Origin of the sequence: Psychrobacter sp. P11F6, assembly GCF_001435295.1 — a bacterium.
Lineage (GTDB): Bacteria > Pseudomonadota > Gammaproteobacteria > Pseudomonadales > Moraxellaceae > Psychrobacter.
Map to the genome: position 1 here is coordinate 543,131 of NZ_CM003594.1, position 21,584 is coordinate 564,714.

The window sequence follows — 21,584 nt, forward strand, 5'->3', positions numbered from 1 at the left end:
TATGATTCAGTGGACGTGTTTTGTGATTTTATATCTAAGCGACGGCGCGGCGAGCATGCAAGATACCATGCTGTTGCTCTAGTTTCGCCAAAAGCTTAGATAGGTGCGCCAATCCTGAGACTTCAATATGAAATTTTAAAAAGGCAATGTTATCATCATTACTAAGCGTCTCAACTTGACGAATATTGACATTTTCTTTATCAATAATTTGCGTCAAATCACGCAACAGTCCACGCCTATCATAGGCTTCTACGTGAATATCAACGGGTTGATAACGACCAGCTTGTACCCGCCACGAAGCCTCTATTTCGCGCTCAGGATCGCGTTCAATCAAGCGTGAGTATTCAGGGCAACCACGATTATGGACACTGACACCTCGTGATAAGGTGATGTAACCAGCAATTGGCTCGCCATGCACAGGGTGGCAACAGCCTGCTAGATTGATTTCTATATTATCCAGCCCATCGATACGAATTTTATAAGCATCGATTTTTCCTGCCTCTCTAGCATCTATACTTGGCGCAAAATTTTCTGGCGGTCTTTCAGGTTCTAGGTGTAGCTGACGAGAGATATGGCTGGTGAGTTGGTTGAGACCAATGTCGCCTGTGACCAATCCAACGATAATATCATCAGTCGTATTGACATGGAAATGCTGAATATAGTCGTTTAAATCGATGCTATTGGGATGTACCGATAGTCGTTCAAGCTCTTTACTAAGCATTTGACGACCAATTTCAATGTTCTTATCACGGTCTTGCTTATTGAACCATTGACGCAATTTTGAACGTGCACGGTTGGTATGAATGTATCCAAGTGAAGCAACTAGCCAATCACGGTTGGGCTCACGTGATGCTTTGGTGATAATTTCAACTTGTTCACCCGTTTTGAGTTGATAGGTTAATGGTACATAGCGCTGATTGACTCGCGCAGCTTGAGCACGATTACCAACTTGTGTATGTACATAATAAGCAAAATCAAGAACGGTCGCCCCTTTTGGCAGTTCAGTAATGTCACCATCACGGCTAAAGATATAGATGCGTTCGAGCTCGTCAAAATCAACGAGTTGCTCTTCTTCGTCAAACTCCATACCCTCTATTTCTTCACCTGTTAGTAAAGATGAGCGCGGTTGGTTACGGGTTTCATTATTGATCGATAACAGCTGACGCAGCGAGCTGATTCTTTGATTAAGATAATTGTCTTTTTTATTCTTTAGACCTTCTTTGTAGTTAACATGAGCACACATGCCAAGCTCAGCTTCGAAGTGCATTTCATGAGTACGAATTTGTACTTCCAGTGATTTGTTTTCAGCAATGACTGCCGTATGTAGTGAGCGATAACCATTGGACTTGGGGTTGGTAATATAATCATCGAATTGTTCTGGAATATATCGCCACAAGCCATGTACCAATCCAAGCACGTGGTAACAGTCTGATGGATTGGTGACCAATACTCGCAGCGCGCGAATGTCATAAAGCTGATCAAACGATAAGCCTTTGAGCTTCATTTTTCGGTAGATAGAGTAGATATGCTTAACACGTCCAGAGACTTCACCTTCGATATTAGCCTCTGCTAGTGCTTCATTAAGCTTGTCTTGTACGCGCTGAATATAGGATTCGCGTTCACTGCGTTTTTCGGAGAGCAGTTTGGCAATCTCTTTATAGCGTTCAGGCGCAAGGTAGCGAAAGGCTAAATCTTCCAGCTCCCATTTAAGTTGCGCGATGCCCAAGCGATGCGCCAATGGGGCATAAATAGTCATGACTTCACGCGCCACACGATTCTGTCGCTCTTCATTAGAAAAGGTCAATTCGCGCATGGCAAAAGTACGCTCAGCCAATTTGATAAGCACGACGCGTACATCATTGGTGACGGAAATTAGCATGCTATAAATATTAGATAGCTGGTCGCGCTGATTGTTTACGAAGTGATCTTCTAGACGCTTATTGCTTTCAATAATCTCAGACAGCTTACCCATTGCCAAGGTATCTTTGACTAGGGTCGATATGTCTGCACCGAATTTTTTCTCGATATCAGCGAGGCTTATGATTGATTTTCGCGCACTACGATAGAGCATTGCAGCCACAAGAGCGTCTTCGTCTTGGTAGAGATAAGTTAATATGTCTGTCATGCCAATACCCGTGACATAAGCGCCTGAACGCTCAGACTCGCTAGTATTCATATGACTGCGAATAAATTCACAAGCAGCACTCAAGTGAGGTACAGACTCTTGTCCGATACGTTTGGCGACATTGTCTAACCAAGTAGGAACATCAATATTGACTTGATCTAAATCAATCGCTTCGAGCTCTTTATCTGAGAGAGCATTATTTTTATCTAAAAGCGGGTTATCAGAATATTCGTTTTCAAGCTTTGGATCATGACTATGAAAGGCATGTAGTGCTGAGCGATCAAAAGTGGTGTGTAGCTTATGAGTGGACAGCTGGTATTTGATATCGAGGGGGATTTGGGCATAGCTATTGGCAGACTGGTGCGAGCGTTGGCTCGCGACCAGTTGAGCGGCAAGTGCTGCACTATCGGCTTGGGTGGTCTGTCCATCCACCAGCGGTAATCCTTCACGAATTTTTACCATAGCCGACTCCTCTTAGCTATTTTGAATTGATTATAACCTCATCTACTATGCACACACGTTGAACTTACGATTCATAAAGTATCAGCTATAAACCAATATAACTGCTAAAAAATCTGTTTTTTAGCAGTCATAAAATGCGCGTAAAATATATAAAGCTATGAGTGCAAACGTTCACAAGAATGGAAAAAACCAGCCTAGGAATATTGTTTACTATTATCTCACTTTAAAGAGACAAATCAAGCGAGGCTATGTAATGTCTGCGGTTAATCAGGATAAATAACCATCATTTTTTGCCACCGCTTGACTCAAATTTTGAATCAAGCTCAGTGACCTTTAGCATGGCTATTTAATGCTCTGAACCGCTCACTTAACCGTAAATTGAATTACACCGCTACTTTTTCAAAACGAGCGATGGACTCAACATGACCGGTATGACAGAACATGTCCATTACGCCAGCATGAGTCAGACGATAGCCTTGCTCTAACAATGCTTTTGTATCACGGGCGAGGGTTGCAGGGTTGCAAGAGACATAAACGATTCTCTCAGCGTTAAATTTCGGCAAGTACTGCATAATTTCCCAAGCACCAGAACGCGGCGGATCGATCAATAGCGCATCAAAGCCCTGATTCGCCCAAGGTTTATCAGTACAGTCTTGCGTCAAATCTTGGCTATAAAATTCTGTATTATTGATGCCATTACGTCGTGCGTTATCGGCTGCACGTGTGGTCATCGCTTCGCTGCCTTCAACACCAACCACAGAACCTGTCTCACCAACGAGGCGCGCAAGTGGCAAGCTAAAGTTGCCTAGACCACTGAATAAATCAAGTACGCGTTCACCTGCTTTTAAGTCTAATAAATCGCAAGCAAGCTTGGTCATTTGACGATTAACGGACAGGTTCACTTGGGTAAAATCTGTCGGGATAAACTCGAAAGTCAAATCGTATTCTGGCAATTGGTAATACAAACGACCAAATTGCTGGCTCATGTCATCATTTGCAGTCAATGCAATACGCTGGATGCTGTCCGCACCTTTAGACTGCAAATATAGCTGCCAGTTGCGTGCGGCAAAAAACACTTTTAGCTTTTCTATATCAGCGTCTGATAACGGCTCCAAGTTGCGTACGATAAGGGCAACGGGCTGATTGCCATCTGGCAGCTCAGGCATTTCCTCACCCATGGCCAACTCAAGCTGAGCAATCTTGTTACGGCTCTCTAGCGTACTAATCAGTGTTTTTAAGTTTTCAATCTCAAAACCAATTCTTGGATCTAAAATATGACACTCATTTAATTCTGCCAAAAAGTTACTTGAGCGCTCACGAAAGCCGACAAGCGCGGTTTCTTTTTTGGTGACATAACGCACACCCAATCGTGCTTTGGTACGATAACCAAGACGATCACCAACCACTGGAGCAAGCCAGTTATCAGGCGTGACATTGGCTTGGTGTATCAGCATTTCAGCCAATACAGATTGCTTAAAGTTGATTTGACCGTCTGGCTGCCAGTGTTGCAAATTACAGCCGCCGCAGACGCCAAAATGTGGGCAGGGCGGTACGGCACGTTCAGAATTTGGGTTGGCAGTAATACTGACAGCCTCGCCTTCTTCAAAGCTGGCACGGCTATTGGTTATTTTGACCAAGGCACTTTCACCCGGCAATGCAAAGCTTACAAAGATTTTTTTGCCATGTTTGTCTTCGATATGGCCATCGTCTATACCAAAACCATTACCATAAACGGCAACGCCGCGACCATCATGCGACAAACCATCAATGGTGAAGGGCAGAGGTTCTGCATCCTTTAGACGGCGGCGTGTCTTTGATGAGGGTTTAGATTTTTTCTTATTAGGCGGAATAGTAATCGTTTGGGTCTCGCTCGTTGGTGGCGTAACATCAGAGGTTGTAGACGTTTTTGAATCGGTGGGTTGCATAAACCTGCCTTAATAATAAATGATAAATAACTAAAAAAATGAGGATAAACGCGATGTCTTATAACGCGCCTTCGTATAACTTCATTTGTTATGATGTGGGCGCAGATGACCAATCAGCGATGAAGTCTTGATGGCGGGCATGACCATCCGCTTGGGTATATTTTACTAAATAGTCATAGCTCTGCTGCTGCCAAGCGTCAAAATCTTGTGAGGATAATTGTCCAGTTAAACGCAACCAGCGCAAATAGATTAGCCATGTATTCATGACGTCAGACTCGCAATAAATAGACAGCGTTTGCCAGTCATTAGTGCTGACAAGCTCACCAACCATACTACCGTTGACAGCTGTTTTACCCGGTAGACCATATAAACTTGCGACAATATCCATGGCTTCGCGGCGGCTGGCACCGTACTGGCTAAATCTGTCCATTAAATCAAGGTGACGCGTGTGGAAGCGATTGACGTAATTATCAAAGCGCATGTTTTTGATGCGCTCGCCTTCTTCAAATAACCATGGCGCTGATAAGTCGTATTGCATAGCCCGATATATCAGTACAGGAATATCAAAACCTGAGCCATTCCAACTAATAAGCTGTGGCAGCTTTTCAAGGTCACTAAATGCCCGAAAAAATTTGGCAAGAATATCTTTTTCACTAAATTTATCAGCGGTCAATGAGAACAACGAAAACTTGCCATCTTTGATATATAACGCTGAGATACAGACAATACGCTGCAGTGGCAAGCGCATAAAGTCATGCCCAGCTTCTTGTATTCGAAGCGCTGTGAGTGCGCTCAATGCATCTGCATCATTCAACTCTGCCAATTGCGGATAGATACGGCGCGCCGCATCGGTATCAGCGACAGTTTCGATATCAAAGACCAATATAGGGTCGGATAGTAGAGCTTGTGACATAAGAAATCCTGATTAAACCAACTAAACTGAGCAGTGTTGTCTGTGCGTTAATTAATTTATGTGCGGTTATCGATCGACATTGCTGGCGTCAATATTGTCGTCATCAATATTGTATAAACCCGTCGACAAATAACGATCGCCGCGATCACAGACAATAAAGGCGATGACGGCATCAGGGTTTTCTTTAGCGACTTGTACGGCAGCCCATGCTGCAGCACCTGATGAAACGCCCGCAAAAATACCTTCGGTCTTGGCCAGTTTGCGCATATAAACTTCTGCGATACGCTGATCCACATCCATGATTTCATCAACCAAATCTGCGTTAAAGATACCCGGCATGTAAGCTGCAGGCCAGCGGCGAATACCAGCAATCGAAGCTTCTTCATCAGGCTGTAGTCCGATAATTTTGATATCTGGATTTTGTTCTTTGAGATATTGCGATACACCAGTAATGGTACCAGTGGTGCCCATTGAACTAATAAAATGAGTGATTTTTCCTGCGGTTTGCGCCCACAGTTCAGGCCCTGTGGTCAGGTAATGGGCTTGACTGTTATCAGGGTTATTAAACTGATCCAATACGATGCCTTTGCCATCTGCTTGCATTTGCAGCGCCAAATCGCGTGCAGCTTCCATGCCTTCATCCACCTCGATTAACGTCGCACCATACGCAATCATGGCATCTTTGCGCTCTTGAGTTGAATTGGTTGGCATCAGTAGCGTTATCGGATAGCCACGCATCGCGGCGACCATGGCTAAAGCGATACCAGTGTTGCCACTCGTGGCTTCAATCAGCATGTCGCCCGCTTTGATGTCACCGCGCTGTTCTGCCTGATAAATCATATTAAAAGCAGGACGATCTTTAACAGACCCCGCTGGATTGTTACCTTCAAGCTTGGCCAGTAACGCAGCACCATTGGTCAGCTGCTCTTGCTCAGGTAAGCGCTGCAATTTAACCAATGGCGTCTGACCGACACAATCAGCAAGTTTGGTGACTTGAGTAATGAAATTAGGGGTGGAGATAGCCATTGCGGACATAAAGTATCCTTGTGAATTTTTAAAATTGATTTTTAATTACCGTTTATTTTTTAATTATCATTTTGATTTTTGAATAAATATCTTGATATGGCCGCTATTGAGTGAAGTGAGTGATTTGATCATTAATGACATTTCTACCGCTTTAACCAAATAGCAATAAATGAAAAGTTGCGTCATTATATCATTTTGTTTTTGGCTACGCTGAAGGCATCAAGAGATTTTGGTAAATGAGTGGTGTTTAAAAAGGGCTGGACAGTTAAAATGCCTTTGCGTCATAGCCACTCACCATGATCGATGAAATGCGTTATAGTTATGGCAATATATAGGTACGGCAATAAAAAGAACCACTAAATTTTATCATGGGTAGGCAGTTATCATTTTTGAAATGACGATAGCTTTGAAATGAGAATAGCTTTGAAATGAGCACAGCCCCTAAAAAAATTATGATTGGCTAACACCGCTTACCGCCGCTATTGATTCATAGTACAATTTTCTGTAGAGAGTAAAGCTAGCATGGCATACAAAAAACGTTTTGATACTAGCAGTGCGTATGGTCAGTTGATTATATTGGTGTTTCTACCCATTTGTATCTTGGCAGCGGTGGGCGGTATTTTGGTCTTTTACGAAACCATGCGTGCTAGCAATTCCGAACAAGAAGTATTGGCGGAGGCGGTGCTGATTCGTTATACCCCAGCGATAGCAGAGCTAATCCCTGAGCTGTTAGCACAAGAGCGCCAGCAAGCAGACGGCGAACCCAATGCGGATGGCGAAGTCAGAGCAAATGATGCCACTCAAACGACCATCACGAAGCTTGAGGAAATACAAGATAAGCTGGGTCGTATGCAGTCCGAGCAACATGTACAGCGTATTGCGATCATCAATGAAAGCAATCAAGTGCTCGCCGCAGTCGGCTATGGACTGAACGAAGCATGGCCTGCAATAGACACAACAAAGAAGTTTTTATCGCAGCAACCAACGCCTATTGGAACCGCTTATGGCAGTGTGTTAGGGGAGTTTGAAGGACAAAAGCTATGGCTGCTCGTCGATATGGACAATGAACCACTCTACATCGCCCGCTACCGTATCGCCATGGCGTTAGTGATTACTGGCTTGTTCACCATTTTGATTTTATTGCTGAGTTTAAATATTTATTCAAAGCGCTGGATAGCACCAATTTATGAGCTACGTTTGCAGTTGCAGCGTACCCATGTCGACAATTTGTATCAGCCTATTCCCGTTGAGTCAGATGGTGAGCTGAACTTATTACAGCAAGATTTGGTCAAAACTTTGCGCCGCTTGCATAGGAGCTTTCAGGAATTAAAAGACCATGCCGAGCAAACCGAGGATGATTTGCGCCTTGCGTTTGATGAGATGGAAATGCAAAACATCTCTATTCGTAATGCACGTGATGCGGCAATTTCAACCAGCCAAGCCAAATCGGCGTTTTTGGCCAATATTAGCCACGAGCTGCGCACGCCATTAAACAGTATCGATGGCTTTATCAATCTACTAGCAAGGCATGGCGAACTAAATCCTGAACAAGATTTGTACGTGCAAACCATACGTAAGTCATCAGCACACTTGCTTGCCTTGGTTAACGATGTTTTGGATTTCTCTAAGATTGAAGCAGGCAAGCTGGTACTTGACCGTCATGAGTTTGACCTTTATGACACCATTTATGACGTGGTCGATATGCTTTCGCCTGTATCCGCAGAAAAAGGTCTGCGCATGGCGGTGCTGTTTTATAATGATGTACCGATGCGCATCAATGGCGATGCCCTGCGCCTCAAGCAAGTATTGACCAATATCGTGGGCAATGCGATTAAATTTACCGACAGTGGTGATGTGGTAGTGCGTGTCAGCTTGGATGATCATCGTGATAATTATCTCATGATCAGTGTGCAAGACAGCGGTAAGGGCATCTCTTTAGCCGATCAAAAGATGCTGTTCCAAAGCTTTAGCCAAGGCGACCCTTCAATCACTCGTCAGTATGGCGGCACAGGGTTGGGGCTCGTTATCTCCAAGCAATTAACGCGGCTGATGGGCGGTGATATTGGCTTTCATGATAATGCTCAAGAGAATATTGCCAATCAGGGCGCAACGTTTTGGTTTCGGATGCCAGCACATGTCGATGTATTGGAAGCGGCTACAGGACAGACAATTGAGCTACCAGTCTTGGCTCCATTGGCGAGTGAGACCGATGAGTTTAATGTATTGGTATGGATCAATCATACCGCCTCTATCCAAGTGCTCAAAGCCAGTTTGCAGTATTTACCAATTAAACTGACCCAAGCCAACTCGTTACCGGGGGTACTTGAGTCATTAAAAGAGCATGGTAATTATTGGGATTGGGTCATCGTCGATGATGATACCCAAGACGATATGATGGCATTACTCAAACAAATTCGTCTGCATTACCAAGGCAAGCTTGCGGTATTTGGTTATCAAGTTGCTGCCGATCAAGCATTACTAAATCGTTATCATGCCAATATTTTGTATGAGCCTTTAGACAAAAGACAGCTTTATGCCATGCTCGACACCCAAAATCGCAGTACCAAAAAAAGCGTGCAAGAACCGCGCTGGACAGGGGTGACGGTACTGGCAGTCGACGATCATCTGCCCAATTTGTTGGTGCTCGATGCATTACTTAGTGAGCTTGGTATTCAGGTCATCACAGCGAGTAGTGGTTTTGACGCCATAGAAATTATCAGCAAACAACAAACCAAAAATATCAAAACCACGAAAAATGATAAGCAAAGTCTGTCGAATAAAACGCAAATCTCTAAAGCTGAAACGCGCGATGAGGTGAACAAGAAATCAAATAGTACGCTTTATGAAGAGATGAATACCGACGATAAAGTTGCTACTCAGGATAAAGGTCATATTGATCTAATATTCATGGACATCCAAATGCCGCGTATGTCAGGGCATGAAGCCGCAAGACAAATTCGTAATATTGAAAATGATGATAACCGTATCCCGATTATTGCGTTGACTGCACATGGTTTGGCTGATGAGCGAGACAAACTGATCGCTAGTGGCATTAATGACTATGTGGGTAAACCCATTAGCCAGCCTCAGTTGTTACAAGTGCTGCAAAAATGGCTTGGACGCACAACGACAATGCCGCAGTTAACAGCGTTGCCTGATACCAATCTGCACAGTACGGATGTGCACAATACTGATGTGCAGGTCATCGATTTATCAAAAGAGAACTCACACTCTACCGACTCACAAAATAGGGATGCTGAAACGTATTCAACGTGGCCATCGGACTCTACAACCATTGCTTATCCTATGGTGAAAGGTGATGAAAATAACCGTCATAGCGATTCTAATACAATCAATCAGCCAAAAATAACGCGTCCTTTATCATTGAAAAAAATTCGTGATAATTACTTGCGAGATAGCCAACCACGCGAGGATTATAGACGCGAAACACCGCGTGACACCCAGCCACGCTATGAGAACTTGCGCTTACATAAACAAGGACAGTCGCCACTATTAAAGCCATCGGAAACACCGATAAATAGTGCTCATAACGGAGTAGCAACGCCTACAGATTCACACATATATGCGCAAGAAACAAAGAGTTGGGACAGCAGTCACCACCATTTAAGCCATCACTCTTTGGGGGCTAACGAAGGTGATGGGTTTGCTATTTTAGATTGGCAAGACGCGTTGACCCGCTCAGCGAATAAGCCCGACTTGGCAGCCAAGCTTATCATTATGATGCTTGATACTATTAATGATGAAAAGCAGGCACTGACGCAAGCGTGGGACGCCCGTGATCGCAGTATGCTAGCGCAAATTGCCCATCGCATCTTAGGCGGCAGTCGTTATACTGGTGTGCCGCAATTACGTCAGGCCAGTCAAGACCTAGAAGATAAGTGCTTGTTGAATGTCCAACACACCACACCTGCGCAGTTTGCCATGCTTGAGCCATATTATGCCGCATTAATAACAGCGTTAAATAATTTGCAGGCGCTAGATTTGTCAGCCTATCCTCAGCTCAATTATCATCGTTTGAGTGAAAATGATATGACGTGGAAAATGATTTAGAGATGATGGTTTTATGACATTAACGGTGAATCGAATCGTTGCAGTCAGTTATTGATGAGGTAGCGTCGTAACAAGGCTGTTAATATTGTTGCCATCAGCTTTAGACGTATCGGCATCATATTTAGATGCCATTTCTATTTTATTCATGAATAAGGATTATTATGAACGCGATTGCCACTTACCAATATGAAACCTTACAAGTTAGTATGACTGACAATATACTCACGGTAACCTTGAATCGCCCACACAAAAAAAATGCCATGAGCTTTAAAGTGGTGAAAGAATTGATAGCTGTCGCAGAACGCATTGGTAAAGATAAAACGATACGTGCGGTGATTCTAAATGGTGCTGAAGGCACGTTTTGTGCGGGCATCGACTTGGGTGATTTAAATCATCCAAAAAATCAAGCGTTCGCCGTTTGGGAGCTGGTAAAGCCATGGCAGAGCTCGTTCCAGCGTGTTTGTCTGGTATGGCGCGACGTGCCTGTACCGGTCATTGCCGTATTAGAAGGCTATTGTATCGGTGCAGGGCTTCAGCTAGCGCTGGCTTGCGATGTGCGTATCAGTCATCCAGATTGCAAACTGTCTATTATGGAAGCTAAGTGGGGGCTGGTACCAGACATGGGTTTGACGCAATCGGCGTTTGGCGTGGTACGTGAAGATGTGCTAAAAGAGCTTGCCATGAGTGCGCGTATCGTGACTGCCAGTGAAGGCAAAGCACTGGGTCTTGTCAGCCATTGCAGTGAAACGCCACTTGAGCAGGCGCAAAAGCTCGCTGCCGAATTTGCAGAGCGCTCTCCTGATGCGGTGTTGGCGAGTAAGCGTGTGGTCAATGCTATGTTCCAGCAGCCAGCCACTACTTTATATAAAGAAAAAGTATGGCAGCTTAAAATGATGCTCGGTCGTAATCGCAAGCTTGCTTTAAGAAAAGCCAAGCAAGCCAGTACGGCATTTGGTAAGCGCCAGTTCCGCTAAATATCTTTTACTAATTATGCCGCTATGCTGACGCTCAGACCTATTTTGACAAATTATTGTGATTGTTTTTAGTTGTTATTGTTTGTTTTATTAACGTCATGCCTCTATTGAAATGTGAGTGGATAGTAAGATATAACACTGTCCACTTGCGCCGCTGTATGCAAATGTGCACTAATGGTGGCAATGACCCTTGTTTTCAGTATTGAGTAAAGACTAAATATTAAAGACAATGGAAGCCTGAATAATACAATAACAATCACTAGAGTGTATTGAACCTTTATAACGATTCAATACACTCTATATAAAATGGTCTGAATATGTCTGCTCCAAAATCCTCTCTACCCAATCGACCCATTGCTTCTGAGCGCGTACGCTCTGCTGATTTGCCTGTTGCATGGATTATGATGCTTGGACTTATCGTGGCAGTGGGGCCATTGTCTATTGATATGTATCTTCCTGCATTACCATCGATGGCAGATGACTTTGGTGTCTCCACAGCCTTTATGGCCAACTCTGTTTCTGCCTATTTTTTAGGCTTGGTATTTGGCCAGTTATTTTATGGACCATTTAGTGATCGTGTTGGTCGTGTTAAGCCTTTATATATCGGTATGACGCTATATGTCATCGCCTCCATTGTTTGTGCCACTACTAATAACGAGTATGTATTGTTTGTTGGGCGGACGATGCAAGCGCTTGGTGCGTGTGTCGGTGCGGTGGTCACTCGTGCCGCGATTCGCGATCGATTGACTGCTAAGCAAACCGCAAAAGCCTTTTCTATTATGATTTTGGTGATGGGTTTAGCGCCAATATTAGCCCCATCGCTTGGTGCGCTATTTCTACAGTTTTTTAGCTGGCACTCTATTTTTTGGTTTTTGGCTGCTTTTGGCACGTTGAATTTATTACTCACAAAGTTTTTCTTCTTTGAAACGTTGACGGAAGAAAATCGTAATGTACGTCCTGCAAGAGAAGTACTGAGTCAATACTGGGACTTATTAAAAGACCCGACGTTCAATTATCCAGCGATTGGTGGCGGCCTGCTGATGGGGGCGATGTTTGTTTATATCAGTTCAGCCTCTGAGCTGATTATGGATACCTACGGGGTATCCGCCACCCACTTTGCTTGGTTATTTGGGATGAATGCTGCTGGTTTTGTGGGTTTGACTCAGCTGAATCAGTGGCTTACCAATCGCTTTCGTATTTTGAGTATTTTGCGCTTTGGTGCGATGATGCAGGTTATTTCTGCAGGTGTGCTATTTGTAATAGGTCTATTTTTGGGTACTGATGCTTGGCTTCCACTGGTACTGGCTTGTATTTTCTTCTGTATCGCAGGCTTAGGTCTTACTCAGCCAAATGCTTCTGCTATTGCGCTGGCCTTTCAAAAACGCCGAGCGGGCATGGCAAGTGCGCTACAAGGCTCGCTCATGTTTTCAGTCGGTATCTTTGGTGGATTATTATTAAACCTATTTCCAGTTAATCCTGTACTCAAAATTGGTATTGCGATGTTCGCTTTGATGAGTCTTGGCTGTTTTTTAATTTGGCAGATAGATCGTAATTTAAATCTGGACGATGCGGAGTAAGCCAGAGACTTTATAAGTCTTGCACTAGCATCTTAAAGGCATTTTTACATTGATTATGTAGGGATGCTTTTTTTGTGCTTTTTATTTTATTTTCTGCCTAAAACTGTGCATAAAACAAGACCATATTACAAGTTTTTAGTCATATAAATAGACTTAAGTACGCCCTTAATATCCTTTATTTGCCATATATAACAAATTGTACGTAATAACTAAACATAATTATTGCAATCATAAAGTTAGGCAAGTATTATCAAACGTAACTTTCTGTAAGTAAGTATTGTGAAGATATTACCTAACCTTGCTAGATTGTCATTAATTAATATGTACAACCACGTGAAGCTTTAAGGGTAAATTATGATGCAGTTATATCGAGTGTTACCAATTGTATTGAGTGTTGGCCTGTTTGGCTGCGGTAACTCTTCCACTCAAGAAAATGCCAATTCGACTGGTACGCCAGTAACAGAAAATAAAGATAATTTTGTCAGTAATTTGCCTGATACGGCACCAACATTAAAGGTCGCTATGACGGGTGATTTACCCCCTTTCTCGTTTCAAGATGACTATGGCAACATGCAAGGGACTGACGTTGATTCCATTAGAGCTATCGGCGAGGAGCAAGGCTTTAAAGTCGAGTTTTATAAAGAAACTTGGCAAGATATGTTCGATAGTGTGGAGTCAGGAAAACGTGATTTAGCTATTTCTGGTATCTCTTATAAAGATGATCGTGCGGTAAGATATGGTCTATCAACGCCTTACTTTTTTAACCCAGCTACCATCATGTACTTGGAAGGTAAGTTTGATATCAAAGGCTTAAACGATATAAAGGGTCTAAAAACTGGTACGTTGGCAGGTTCTAAAGAAGAAGATACTCTGAAACAGATGGGTAGCTCGGTTGAGTTGGTTTCAAGATCTACTGCATTTTTGGCTTATCAGGACTTAGTACAAGGTAAGACTGATGTTTTTTTATACGACATGCCAGTGCTGCAGTACATCATAAAAGGTTATCCAGAACATAAAGTGAAGATTGTACCTTATGAAGCGGCAGACGCACCTTCAGCGCAACAAGTTGTATTAATGGCGAAAGAAAATACTCAGTTGATTAATACGGTTAATGAGGGTATTGCTAAACTGAAAGCAAAAGGGACATTTAAGGAAATTGAAGAGCGCTGGTTAGGTGAGGCTGTACCTGCATCTGCTGATAAGAGCAATTCTGATACTAATACTACGCAATTGAACTAAGGAATTCTGAAGATGGCAACCACTCCCAATGTTGACAATAAGCGCTATCAAGGTCTGATTATTTCAATTGCACTGTTTTTATCGCTCATCGGTGCCTTGTTAGCCTTTACGTTCTATACCTCAAACTTATTAGAAAGAAATACTGCGTTAATTGACCAAACTAACCAAGTCGCTAATAGCGCGCAGGCGGTAATTAAAGATTTATTTGACTTAGATAATAGCTATGGCGAAGATACGAACTCTCCACATATTCAGCGCGTTTTGGAGCGTTTGGAGGAAAATACGGCGTTGATTACCAGTTCTATTGCTGCTATTGAGCAAGGTGCAACGATCACTGACGTTGATGGCAAAACTTATGATCTGCCAAAGATTGACAGTAACGCACAAGTAAACATTACCGCAGCTAATGAGCAGTGGAAAGCGTTAGAGCCTAAGATTCAAGCATATCTCAAAGATGCTGATAATATTATGGTTTCCTCTGAAGATGATCTGACCCAAGCCGTTGAACAAGCCAAGACGTCAAGTCTATTGATTAACGATTCGTTAGACAATTTGACCAAAGATGTTTTTAATAGTGCTGAACGCCAAGCGACGACCATTCGTCTTATTCAGGTGCTTGGTGTTGCCGCCATCTTTACCTACTTTCTAATCTTTGTATTCTTCTTTGTACGTCGTTTACGTGAAACCGATGCTGAAGCGTTCGCTGCTCGTCGCGAGACGCAAGAAATTATGGAAACGGTAAATACGGGTCTATTCTTGCTTGATAAAGACTTGAATATTGGTCAGCAGCATTCTCGCGCACTGAATGATATTATCGGTGAAGACAGATTGTCAGGAGAGAACTTTACCAACGTTTTACGTGGGCGTATTTCTGATAAAGATCTGAAAACCACACAGCAATTTATTGAGCAGCTTTACAATCCACGCGTTAAAGAAAAATTGGTAGATTCTCTCAATCCGCTGCACAAAGTCATGCTACATAACAACGCTGGTGATAAAGCACAGAATAATCGCTTCTTAGACTTCAAGTTCTCACGTGTTTATGACAACAAAGACATTGCCCGTATTTTGGTCAACGTCAACGATGTATCGGATGCCGTATATTTAGAGCAGCGTCTAGAAAAAGAGCGTTCGCAAAATGATATGCAGATTGAGATGCTCACCACGATTCTAAATGTAAATCCAAAGATTATTAATGAGTTTATTGATAATACGCAGATGCACATTGAGAAGATGAACAATATTTTGAAAAATCCTGGTAGCTCACAATACGAGCTTGAGGGCAAACTAAAAGCCATCTATCGCGAAATGCATAGCTTAAAAGGTGAAGCTTCTGCGCTAAAACTGCATAGCTTTACCAAGATTGCCTCAGATGCGGAAGACAAACTGCACGCATTGCAAAACCAAGGTCAATTATCTGGTAACGATTTCTTGCCATTGGCCGTACATTTGGATGACTTATTAAGCCTATCAAATACCATCGCGACCTTGGGTGAGCGCATTAACCGTTCAGCACCAGCGACTGCACCAACTGCAAATGGGTTAGATGACAATAGTGCTCAAAACAGTATGTCAAAAACGGTGGCGACTGACAGTCAGACATCAAATCCTTCAACCAGTATCATAGATACTGATATCGGTCAGGATATCGACCTAGGTAATGAAGCACCTGATGATCATTTGTCTTTTTATAAAGCATTTGCAAAAGATATTGCCGCAAGACAAGGCAAGCAAGTAGAGCTAAAGAGTAATACGCTGATGCAAGCGGACATACCAGCACATCTAGTAAAGCCGATTAAAGAGATTAGCATTCAACTACTACGTAATGCCGTGGTGCATGGCATTGAAGCGCCAAGTGTTCGTCATTCGATTGGTAAGACTGCGGTTGGGACGATTGATTTAGAAATAAAAGACAACGGCTCAGATTTCATGCTGATGGTGCAAGATGATGGTCAAGGTATTGATTATGACAGCATTCGTGCCAAGTTAAGCAGTGACGGTCGTTTTAGTACAGAAGAAGCCAGCCAGCTCAGTCAAAGCGAGCTGCTCAAACAACTGTTTTCTTCGGGTTTCTCTACCAAAGAACATGCAGATGAAGATGGCGGACGCGGTGTCGGTCTCGATATCATTAAAGCAAAAGTAAAAGATTATGATGGCAAGCTTAACGTAAACAGCGAATTTGGTCAGATGACACGGTTTGTTATTACTTTACCAAAAGCTTAATTAGAAACAGCAGGTATATTGTCAAGGATGACAAGCACTTCATTAAAGGTAATAGATCAGTTATGCATAAGTTAATGATTGTTGATGATTCAAATATTATTAGAAATCGTATTCAACGCGCGTACGATTCAGGGCAGTTTATGCTGGTTGCGACGGCAACCAGTGGTGTCCAAGCCATTGAAAAGTTCAATGTCCATCGTCCTGACGTAATCACCATGGACTTGACCATGCCACAAATGGACGGACTTGAATGCATTGAGAAAATCATTGCGATTGACCCTGAAGTACGCATTTTAGTGGTGTCAGCACTGTCTGATAAAGCCACTGGCATTGAAGCATTGTCGTTGGGTGCCAGCGGATTTTTGTGCAAGCCTTTTTCAGAAGAAGAGCTTGTAGAGTCTTTGTATGAGCTAATGCAAGACTAAACCATTCAACGACTTAAGTAGATGTCATTATGAAAGAACAAAAGCTACAGATTTTTTTAAGTATTATTAGTAACTATTTTAATCAGTTTGGGGGCGAGGAGCTTGTCGCTGACACCCCATATCTGTTAGAGAACAAACAGCCAAAAGTTCATGATTATACGGGTGTGATCGGTATATCGGGTGGACAAAAGGGCGTGGTGTATTTTTCGGCAACCCGTCAGCTATTGTCCGCTATACTGGATAGCATGGGTGAAACGGATAAAAGCGATGAGAATTATATCGATTTGGCTGGCGAAGTGGCCAATACAATCGCTGGTAATGCGCGTAAAGAGTTTGGCTCAGAATTCCATATTTCTGTGCCGTTTGTATTTAAAGGCTCTCCACAAAGTATTGTGTTGCCGAATGATGAGCGTTCTTTTATCATTCCCATCACTTGGAACTCGCAGATAGGCGAGATTGTGGTCTGTTTGCAGGATTAACGTTGCTGCCACCGCGTCATAAAGATGGATATTAATATATTATGGTTAAAGTAGAAAAATTGGGTGTGTTTCTGAGCTCAATCAATGCATTTTTTGCACAAATTGATGGCTCGGAAGTGTCCATTGATACCCCTTATTTAAATCATAACAAGAGTGCTGTTGGTTATGATTATAGCGGCGTTATCGAGATATCAGGGCCTTTGGAAGGCTGTGTGTATGTGAGTGCACCAAGCGTGATGTTACGAGAGGTCATAAAAGTGATGGGCGAGCCTGACTCATCGATCACGATGATGAAAGATCTGCTCGGTGAGATGGCCAACACTATCTCTGGTAATGCTCGTACTGAGTTTGGCTCAGAGTTTATTATCTCGCCGCCGCATATTGTTGAGAGCGCACCAAGCGTGTCTTATTTGCCAAAAGATCGCCAAAGTTACGTCACGCCATTTACGTGGCGTGGGTATAAAGCGGTCATTGGTATCTGTATCGCTTAATCTACAGCTGCTCATTTATTCAGTATAAAGAACGACGTTAATGCGTCGTTTTTTTATGCGTTATCATCCACTTAAACAGCATAATAGCGCTAGCAGTCGCTAAGCATTATATGATAAAATACAGCCCAGCTATTTTTATCACATCGTATTTTTACGTTCAAATGATAGCTCAATTTTTTAAACCAACCCATCAACCAATGACACACACATCATGGCAAAGAATTGCTGGGTGTTTGGCGACTTGATTAATTTGCAAAAAAGTTAGTGCTGCCCCAATAAACATTAACCGTTAGCAGATGCGTGTCGCTAGATAGGCAGTTTTTGTGATGTGGAGGCATAACCCAACCAATAGGAATTCCACATGTCTACAAAGAATCCAACCAAAATCGAAATGCGCGACTTACTACAAGCCGGCGCTCACTTTGGTCACCAAACACGTTTTTGGAATCCAAAAATGGGACCATACATCTTTGGTGCCCGTAATAAGATTCACATCATCAACTTAGAGCACACAGTAAAAGCGTTTAACGAAGCATTGACTTATGTTAACGGCTTAGCTGCCAAGAAAAACAAAGTATTATTCGTAGGTACTAAACGCGCAGCAAGCGGTATCATCGCTGAGCAAGCAGCACGCGCTGGCATGCCATACGTTGACCATCGCTGGTTAGGTGGTATGTTGACTAACTGGAAAACACTACGCCAGTCAATCAACCGTCTAAAAGAGCTAGAAAAACAAGCAGAAGACGGTACTTTCGCCAAGCTTACTAAGCGCGAAGCGTTAGAGCGTACTCGCGATATGGAAAAACTTGAGCGTTCACTAGGCGGTATTAAAGATATGGGCGGCCTACCTGATGCAATCTTCGTTGTAGACGTAGATCATGAAGCGATTGCTATCAAAGAAGCTAAAAATCTAGGTATCCCAGTTATCGGTATCGTTGATACTAACTCTAGCCCAGATAACGTTGATTACATCATCCCAGCAAACGATGATGCTATCCGTGCTGTGACCTTGTATGTGACTTCTATGGCTGATGCGATTATCGCTGGTAAAGAATACGCACAGACTCAAGCGGGCGGCAAAGCTGAGCAAGAAGCACCTGCTATTGAAGAAGCACCAGTTGAAGCCAAAGCAGAAGAAGCGGCGACTCCAGCAGAATAATTGGCTGACCAAAAAGGTTTAACTTTGTAACGGTGTCTTGATAGTTATCTTGTCAGCATTCATATAAAGTTATTAACAGCGTATAAGCTTACAATAGGCATGATGTAGTTTTACTCGTCATGCCTTATTGTTGATGGAACACTCGTTAATAAGCGAGTATTATCGCTTACATATGCCCTCGTGATGCACAATATCTGTCATTACAATGATGTCTGTTATCACGATCAACCATGAGTGCTTCCATTACTATAAGAGCGATATAGTACCAATAGATAGCAAAGATATATCTCATAGAAATTAAGCACTCCCATACATAATAAAAGGTAACTCTTATGTCAGAAGTAAAAGTATCTGCCAAAATGGTAAAAGAATTGCGTGACCGTACTGGTCTTGGCATGATGGAATGTAAAAAAGCGTTAGAAGAATCAAACGGCGATGTAGAAACTGCCATTGATAACCTACGTAAATCTGGTCAAGCCAAAGCAGCTAAAAAAGCTGGTAACATTGCAGCTGATGGCGCTATCATCATCGCTCAAGGCGACAACAAAGCATTCTTGTTAGAAGTAAACTGCCAAACTGACTTCGTTGCAAAAGACGAAAACTTTACGGCATTTGCAGAAGCAGTAGCGAACATTGCATTAGAAAACAATGTGACTGACGTAGCTGCTATTGCTGAATTGCCATATGGCAATGGTCAGACTGTTGAAGAAGCTCGTGTATCTTTGGTACAAAAAATCGGCGAAAATATCCAAGTACGCCGCGTTGAAGTATTAGAAGGTAGCAACCTTGCTTCATACCGTCATGGTCTACGTATTGGTGTTGTGGTATCTTTTGAAGGCGGCAACGCAGATACTGGCAAAAATCTTGCCATGCATATCGCTGCGTTTAACCCAGTTGCGGTTGATGACGAAAGTGTCGATGCTGATTTATTAGCACGCGAAAAAGACATCATCGAAGCAAAAGCTCGTGAGTCTGGCAAGCCTGATAACATCGTTGAAAAAATGATCGAAGGTGGCCTACGTAAGTATCTAGAAGAAGTGACTTTACTACGTCAGCCATATGTTATGGACAACGAGAAGAAAGTTGGTGATGTACTAAAAGCTGAAGGCGTAAAAGTACTTGCTTTCAAACGTCTAGAAGTTGGTGAAGGCATCGAGAAAAAGCAAGAAGATTTCGCTGCTGAAGTTGCTGCAACACAAGCACTGGCTAACAAGTAATTTTTAAATTTTGCTAAGAAGAATGGTGAGTGCTAAGCTTTTTGGTTTGGTACTCACCGATCAGCTTTATTGTTAATCTTGTATCGAACTCAAAAAATATGACAAGATAGATTATGAATGAATAGATAAAATCTCTTAGCACAAAAAAGCCCGTTAATTATATTAACGGGCTTTTTTACGTTTGGATTCAACGGTTCATGTAGTCTTCATTTTAGCGTAGCGCATCATATGCTGAATTGGCATAGCTGGCACTATTGCTATTACTGCTGGTACCATAGCTGACGTTTTGTAAGCCGCTACTGAGACTAGGATTGGCGATTTGATTACTAGCATTCATGGTACTGCCTGATAGCCCTGAGTCGTTTTTATACAAGCTATGGTAACGGCTCATGACATTTTTGACATAGTTACGGGTTTCTTTAAAAGGCGGGATGCCGTTATATTTATCAACGTTACCTTCACCTGCATTATAGCCCGCAACCGCAAATTCTACGTTGTTATTAAACCGCTTCATCAACCATGCAATATATTTAGCAGAGCCTTCGATATTATCTGCAGGGTTCCAAGGATTGCTGACTTTGAAGCGTCGCGCAGTCGCTGGCATTAGCTGCATGAGACCTTGCGCACCGACAGGTGAGCGTGCATTTGGGTTAAATGCGGATTCGCTATGCATCATTGCTTTTATAAGCCCAGGATCTACGCCATGACGCTGAGCTGAGGCGCGAATATAACTGTCGTATGAGTTGCGGCTTCCGCTACTGCTGGCAGAGCTACTACCGTAATTACTGCTGCTATTGTCACTACTACCGTCATACATTTTAGAATCTTTGTAGTAAGTGACTTTTACCTTTTTGGTGAATTTGTCAAAATTACCACTTGGATTGACGTTAGTGAGTAAGACTTGTCCGCCTTTGTCTTTGTAAATATACATATTACCTGCTTGAGCAGCAACAGATAGAGATAGGCTGGATAGGGCGACAGCGGTCAATAAAACAGGAGACAAGCAGCGAGTCACTAAGGTTGTAACATTTATCATAGGGTTATCACTTTTCATCGAGTAATAGCAAATTACTTTGCCTATAGGCGCGTCGTTCTGCGCATTTAAGCGGTTATCGTGCTGGTAGGATTTTATCGCTGTAAACGATATAGCACCCTAGCAAAAACCACGTCTAACTAGAAACCACTCGCATTGGATACAAAAAATAATAGTTGCTTACTATAACATATAATAACTTTTCGACGCATACGATTATCAGTACAAAGTATAAAAGTCATTTT

15 protein-coding genes are annotated in these 21,584 nt (G+C 42.7%); 10 read left to right on the forward strand and 5 right to left on the reverse strand.

The window, feature by feature from the left end:
• Nucleotides 1-34: 34 nt before the first annotated feature.
• From AK822_RS02290 to cysM, 4 genes are all read right to left on the reverse strand, one after another.
• Nucleotides 35-2,587, reverse strand: a complete 2,553-nt coding sequence (locus AK822_RS02290) for a RelA/SpoT family protein (RefSeq protein ID WP_045453697.1) — start codon at nt 2,585-2,587, stop codon at nt 35-37.
• Nucleotides 2,588-2,970: 383 nt separating this feature from the next.
• Nucleotides 2,971-4,512, reverse strand: coding sequence for a 23S rRNA (uracil(1939)-C(5))-methyltransferase RlmD (gene rlmD / locus AK822_RS02295; RefSeq protein ID WP_060490430.1), 1,542 nt, complete (start codon nt 4,510-4,512; stop codon nt 2,971-2,973).
• A gap of 88 nt (nt 4,513-4,600) precedes the next feature.
• Entirely contained in the window at nt 4,601-5,425 is an 825-nt protein-coding gene (locus tag AK822_RS02300; protein WP_060490431.1) for a 3'-5' exonuclease, read from the reverse strand.
• Between the two features lie 66 nt (nt 5,426-5,491).
• Nucleotides 5,492-6,451, reverse strand: a complete 960-nt coding sequence (cysM, locus tag AK822_RS02305; RefSeq protein WP_060492147.1) for a cysteine synthase CysM — start codon at nt 6,449-6,451, stop codon at nt 5,492-5,494.
• A gap of 522 nt (nt 6,452-6,973) precedes the next feature.
• Between cysM and AK822_RS02310 the strand changes: the two genes are divergently transcribed.
• From AK822_RS02310 to tsf, 10 genes are all read left to right on the forward strand, one after another.
• Nucleotides 6,974-10,522, forward strand: coding sequence for an ATP-binding protein (locus AK822_RS02310; RefSeq protein ID WP_060490432.1), 3,549 nt, complete (start codon nt 6,974-6,976; stop codon nt 10,520-10,522).
• A gap of 161 nt (nt 10,523-10,683) precedes the next feature.
• On the forward strand, nt 10,684-11,496 hold the full coding sequence (locus AK822_RS02315) for a crotonase/enoyl-CoA hydratase family protein (RefSeq protein WP_060490433.1): 813 nt from the start codon (nt 10,684-10,686) through the stop codon (nt 11,494-11,496).
• A gap of 317 nt (nt 11,497-11,813) precedes the next feature.
• Nucleotides 11,814-13,073 (forward strand): multidrug effflux MFS transporter, encoded by a 1,260-nt coding sequence (locus AK822_RS02320; protein WP_060490434.1) that lies wholly within the window; start codon nt 11,814-11,816, stop codon nt 13,071-13,073.
• A 354-nt stretch (nt 13,074-13,427) separates the two neighbouring features.
• Nucleotides 13,428-14,312 carry a transporter substrate-binding domain-containing protein gene (locus tag AK822_RS02325; protein ID WP_060490435.1) on the forward strand — a complete coding sequence of 295 codons (885 nt, stop codon included), beginning with the start codon at nt 13,428-13,430 and terminating at the stop codon, nt 14,310-14,312.
• Nucleotides 14,313-14,324: 12 nt separating this feature from the next.
• A complete protein-coding gene (locus tag AK822_RS02330; RefSeq protein ID WP_060490436.1) occupies nt 14,325-16,535 on the forward strand; it encodes an ATP-binding protein in 2,211 nt (736 codons plus the stop codon).
• 62 nt (nt 16,536-16,597) lie between these two features.
• Complete coding sequence (locus AK822_RS02335; RefSeq protein WP_045443633.1) at nt 16,598-16,960, forward strand: response regulator; 363 nt, start codon at nt 16,598-16,600, stop codon at nt 16,958-16,960.
• A 29-nt stretch (nt 16,961-16,989) separates the two neighbouring features.
• Nucleotides 16,990-17,439, forward strand: coding sequence for a chemotaxis protein CheX (locus tag AK822_RS02340; RefSeq protein ID WP_045443636.1), 450 nt, complete (start codon nt 16,990-16,992; stop codon nt 17,437-17,439).
• Between the two features lie 41 nt (nt 17,440-17,480).
• Nucleotides 17,481-17,930: a chemotaxis protein CheX gene (locus tag AK822_RS02345; protein WP_045443639.1), complete on the forward strand. Its 450-nt coding sequence runs from the start codon at nt 17,481-17,483 to the stop codon at nt 17,928-17,930.
• A gap of 361 nt (nt 17,931-18,291) precedes the next feature.
• A complete protein-coding gene (gene rpsB, locus AK822_RS02350) occupies nt 18,292-19,089 on the forward strand; it encodes a 30S ribosomal protein S2 (RefSeq protein WP_060490437.1) in 798 nt (265 codons plus the stop codon).
• Between the two features lie 332 nt (nt 19,090-19,421).
• The gene (gene tsf / locus AK822_RS02355; protein ID WP_045443645.1) at nt 19,422-20,306 is read left to right on the forward strand and encodes a translation elongation factor Ts; all 885 of its coding nucleotides are present in this window, start codon (nt 19,422-19,424) and stop codon (nt 20,304-20,306) included.
• 211 nt (nt 20,307-20,517) lie between these two features.
• Here tsf and AK822_RS02360 read toward each other — a convergent pair whose 3' ends face one another.
• On the reverse strand, nt 20,518-21,342 hold the full coding sequence (locus AK822_RS02360; RefSeq protein WP_045443853.1) for a lytic transglycosylase domain-containing protein: 825 nt from the start codon (nt 21,340-21,342) through the stop codon (nt 20,518-20,520).
• Nucleotides 21,343-21,584: the final 242 nt, after the last annotated feature.

Coding starts and splice junctions, on each gene's coding strand:
- AK822_RS02290 (WP_045453697.1), bottom strand. CDS start 2,587: ATGGTAAAAATTCGTGAAGGATTACCGCTGGTGGATGGACAGACCACC.
- rlmD (WP_060490430.1), bottom strand. CDS start 4,512: ATGCAACCCACCGATTCAAAAACGTCTACAACCTCTGATGTTACGCCA.
- AK822_RS02300 (WP_060490431.1), bottom strand. CDS start 5,425: ATGTCACAAGCTCTACTATCCGACCCTATATTGGTCTTTGATATCGAA.
- cysM (WP_060492147.1), bottom strand. CDS start 6,451: ATGGCTATCTCCACCCCTAATTTCATTACTCAAGTCACCAAACTTGCT.
- AK822_RS02310 (WP_060490432.1), top strand. CDS start 6,974: ATGGCATACAAAAAACGTTTTGATACTAGCAGTGCGTATGGTCAGTTG.
- AK822_RS02315 (WP_060490433.1), top strand. CDS start 10,684: ATGAACGCGATTGCCACTTACCAATATGAAACCTTACAAGTTAGTATG.
- AK822_RS02320 (WP_060490434.1), top strand. CDS start 11,814: ATGTCTGCTCCAAAATCCTCTCTACCCAATCGACCCATTGCTTCTGAG.
- AK822_RS02325 (WP_060490435.1), top strand. CDS start 13,428: ATGATGCAGTTATATCGAGTGTTACCAATTGTATTGAGTGTTGGCCTG.
- AK822_RS02330 (WP_060490436.1), top strand. CDS start 14,325: ATGGCAACCACTCCCAATGTTGACAATAAGCGCTATCAAGGTCTGATT.
- AK822_RS02335 (WP_045443633.1), top strand. CDS start 16,598: ATGCATAAGTTAATGATTGTTGATGATTCAAATATTATTAGAAATCGT.
- AK822_RS02340 (WP_045443636.1), top strand. CDS start 16,990: ATGAAAGAACAAAAGCTACAGATTTTTTTAAGTATTATTAGTAACTAT.
- AK822_RS02345 (WP_045443639.1), top strand. CDS start 17,481: ATGGTTAAAGTAGAAAAATTGGGTGTGTTTCTGAGCTCAATCAATGCA.
- rpsB (WP_060490437.1), top strand. CDS start 18,292: ATGTCTACAAAGAATCCAACCAAAATCGAAATGCGCGACTTACTACAA.
- tsf (WP_045443645.1), top strand. CDS start 19,422: ATGTCAGAAGTAAAAGTATCTGCCAAAATGGTAAAAGAATTGCGTGAC.
- AK822_RS02360 (WP_045443853.1), bottom strand. CDS start 21,342: ATGATAAATGTTACAACCTTAGTGACTCGCTGCTTGTCTCCTGTTTTA.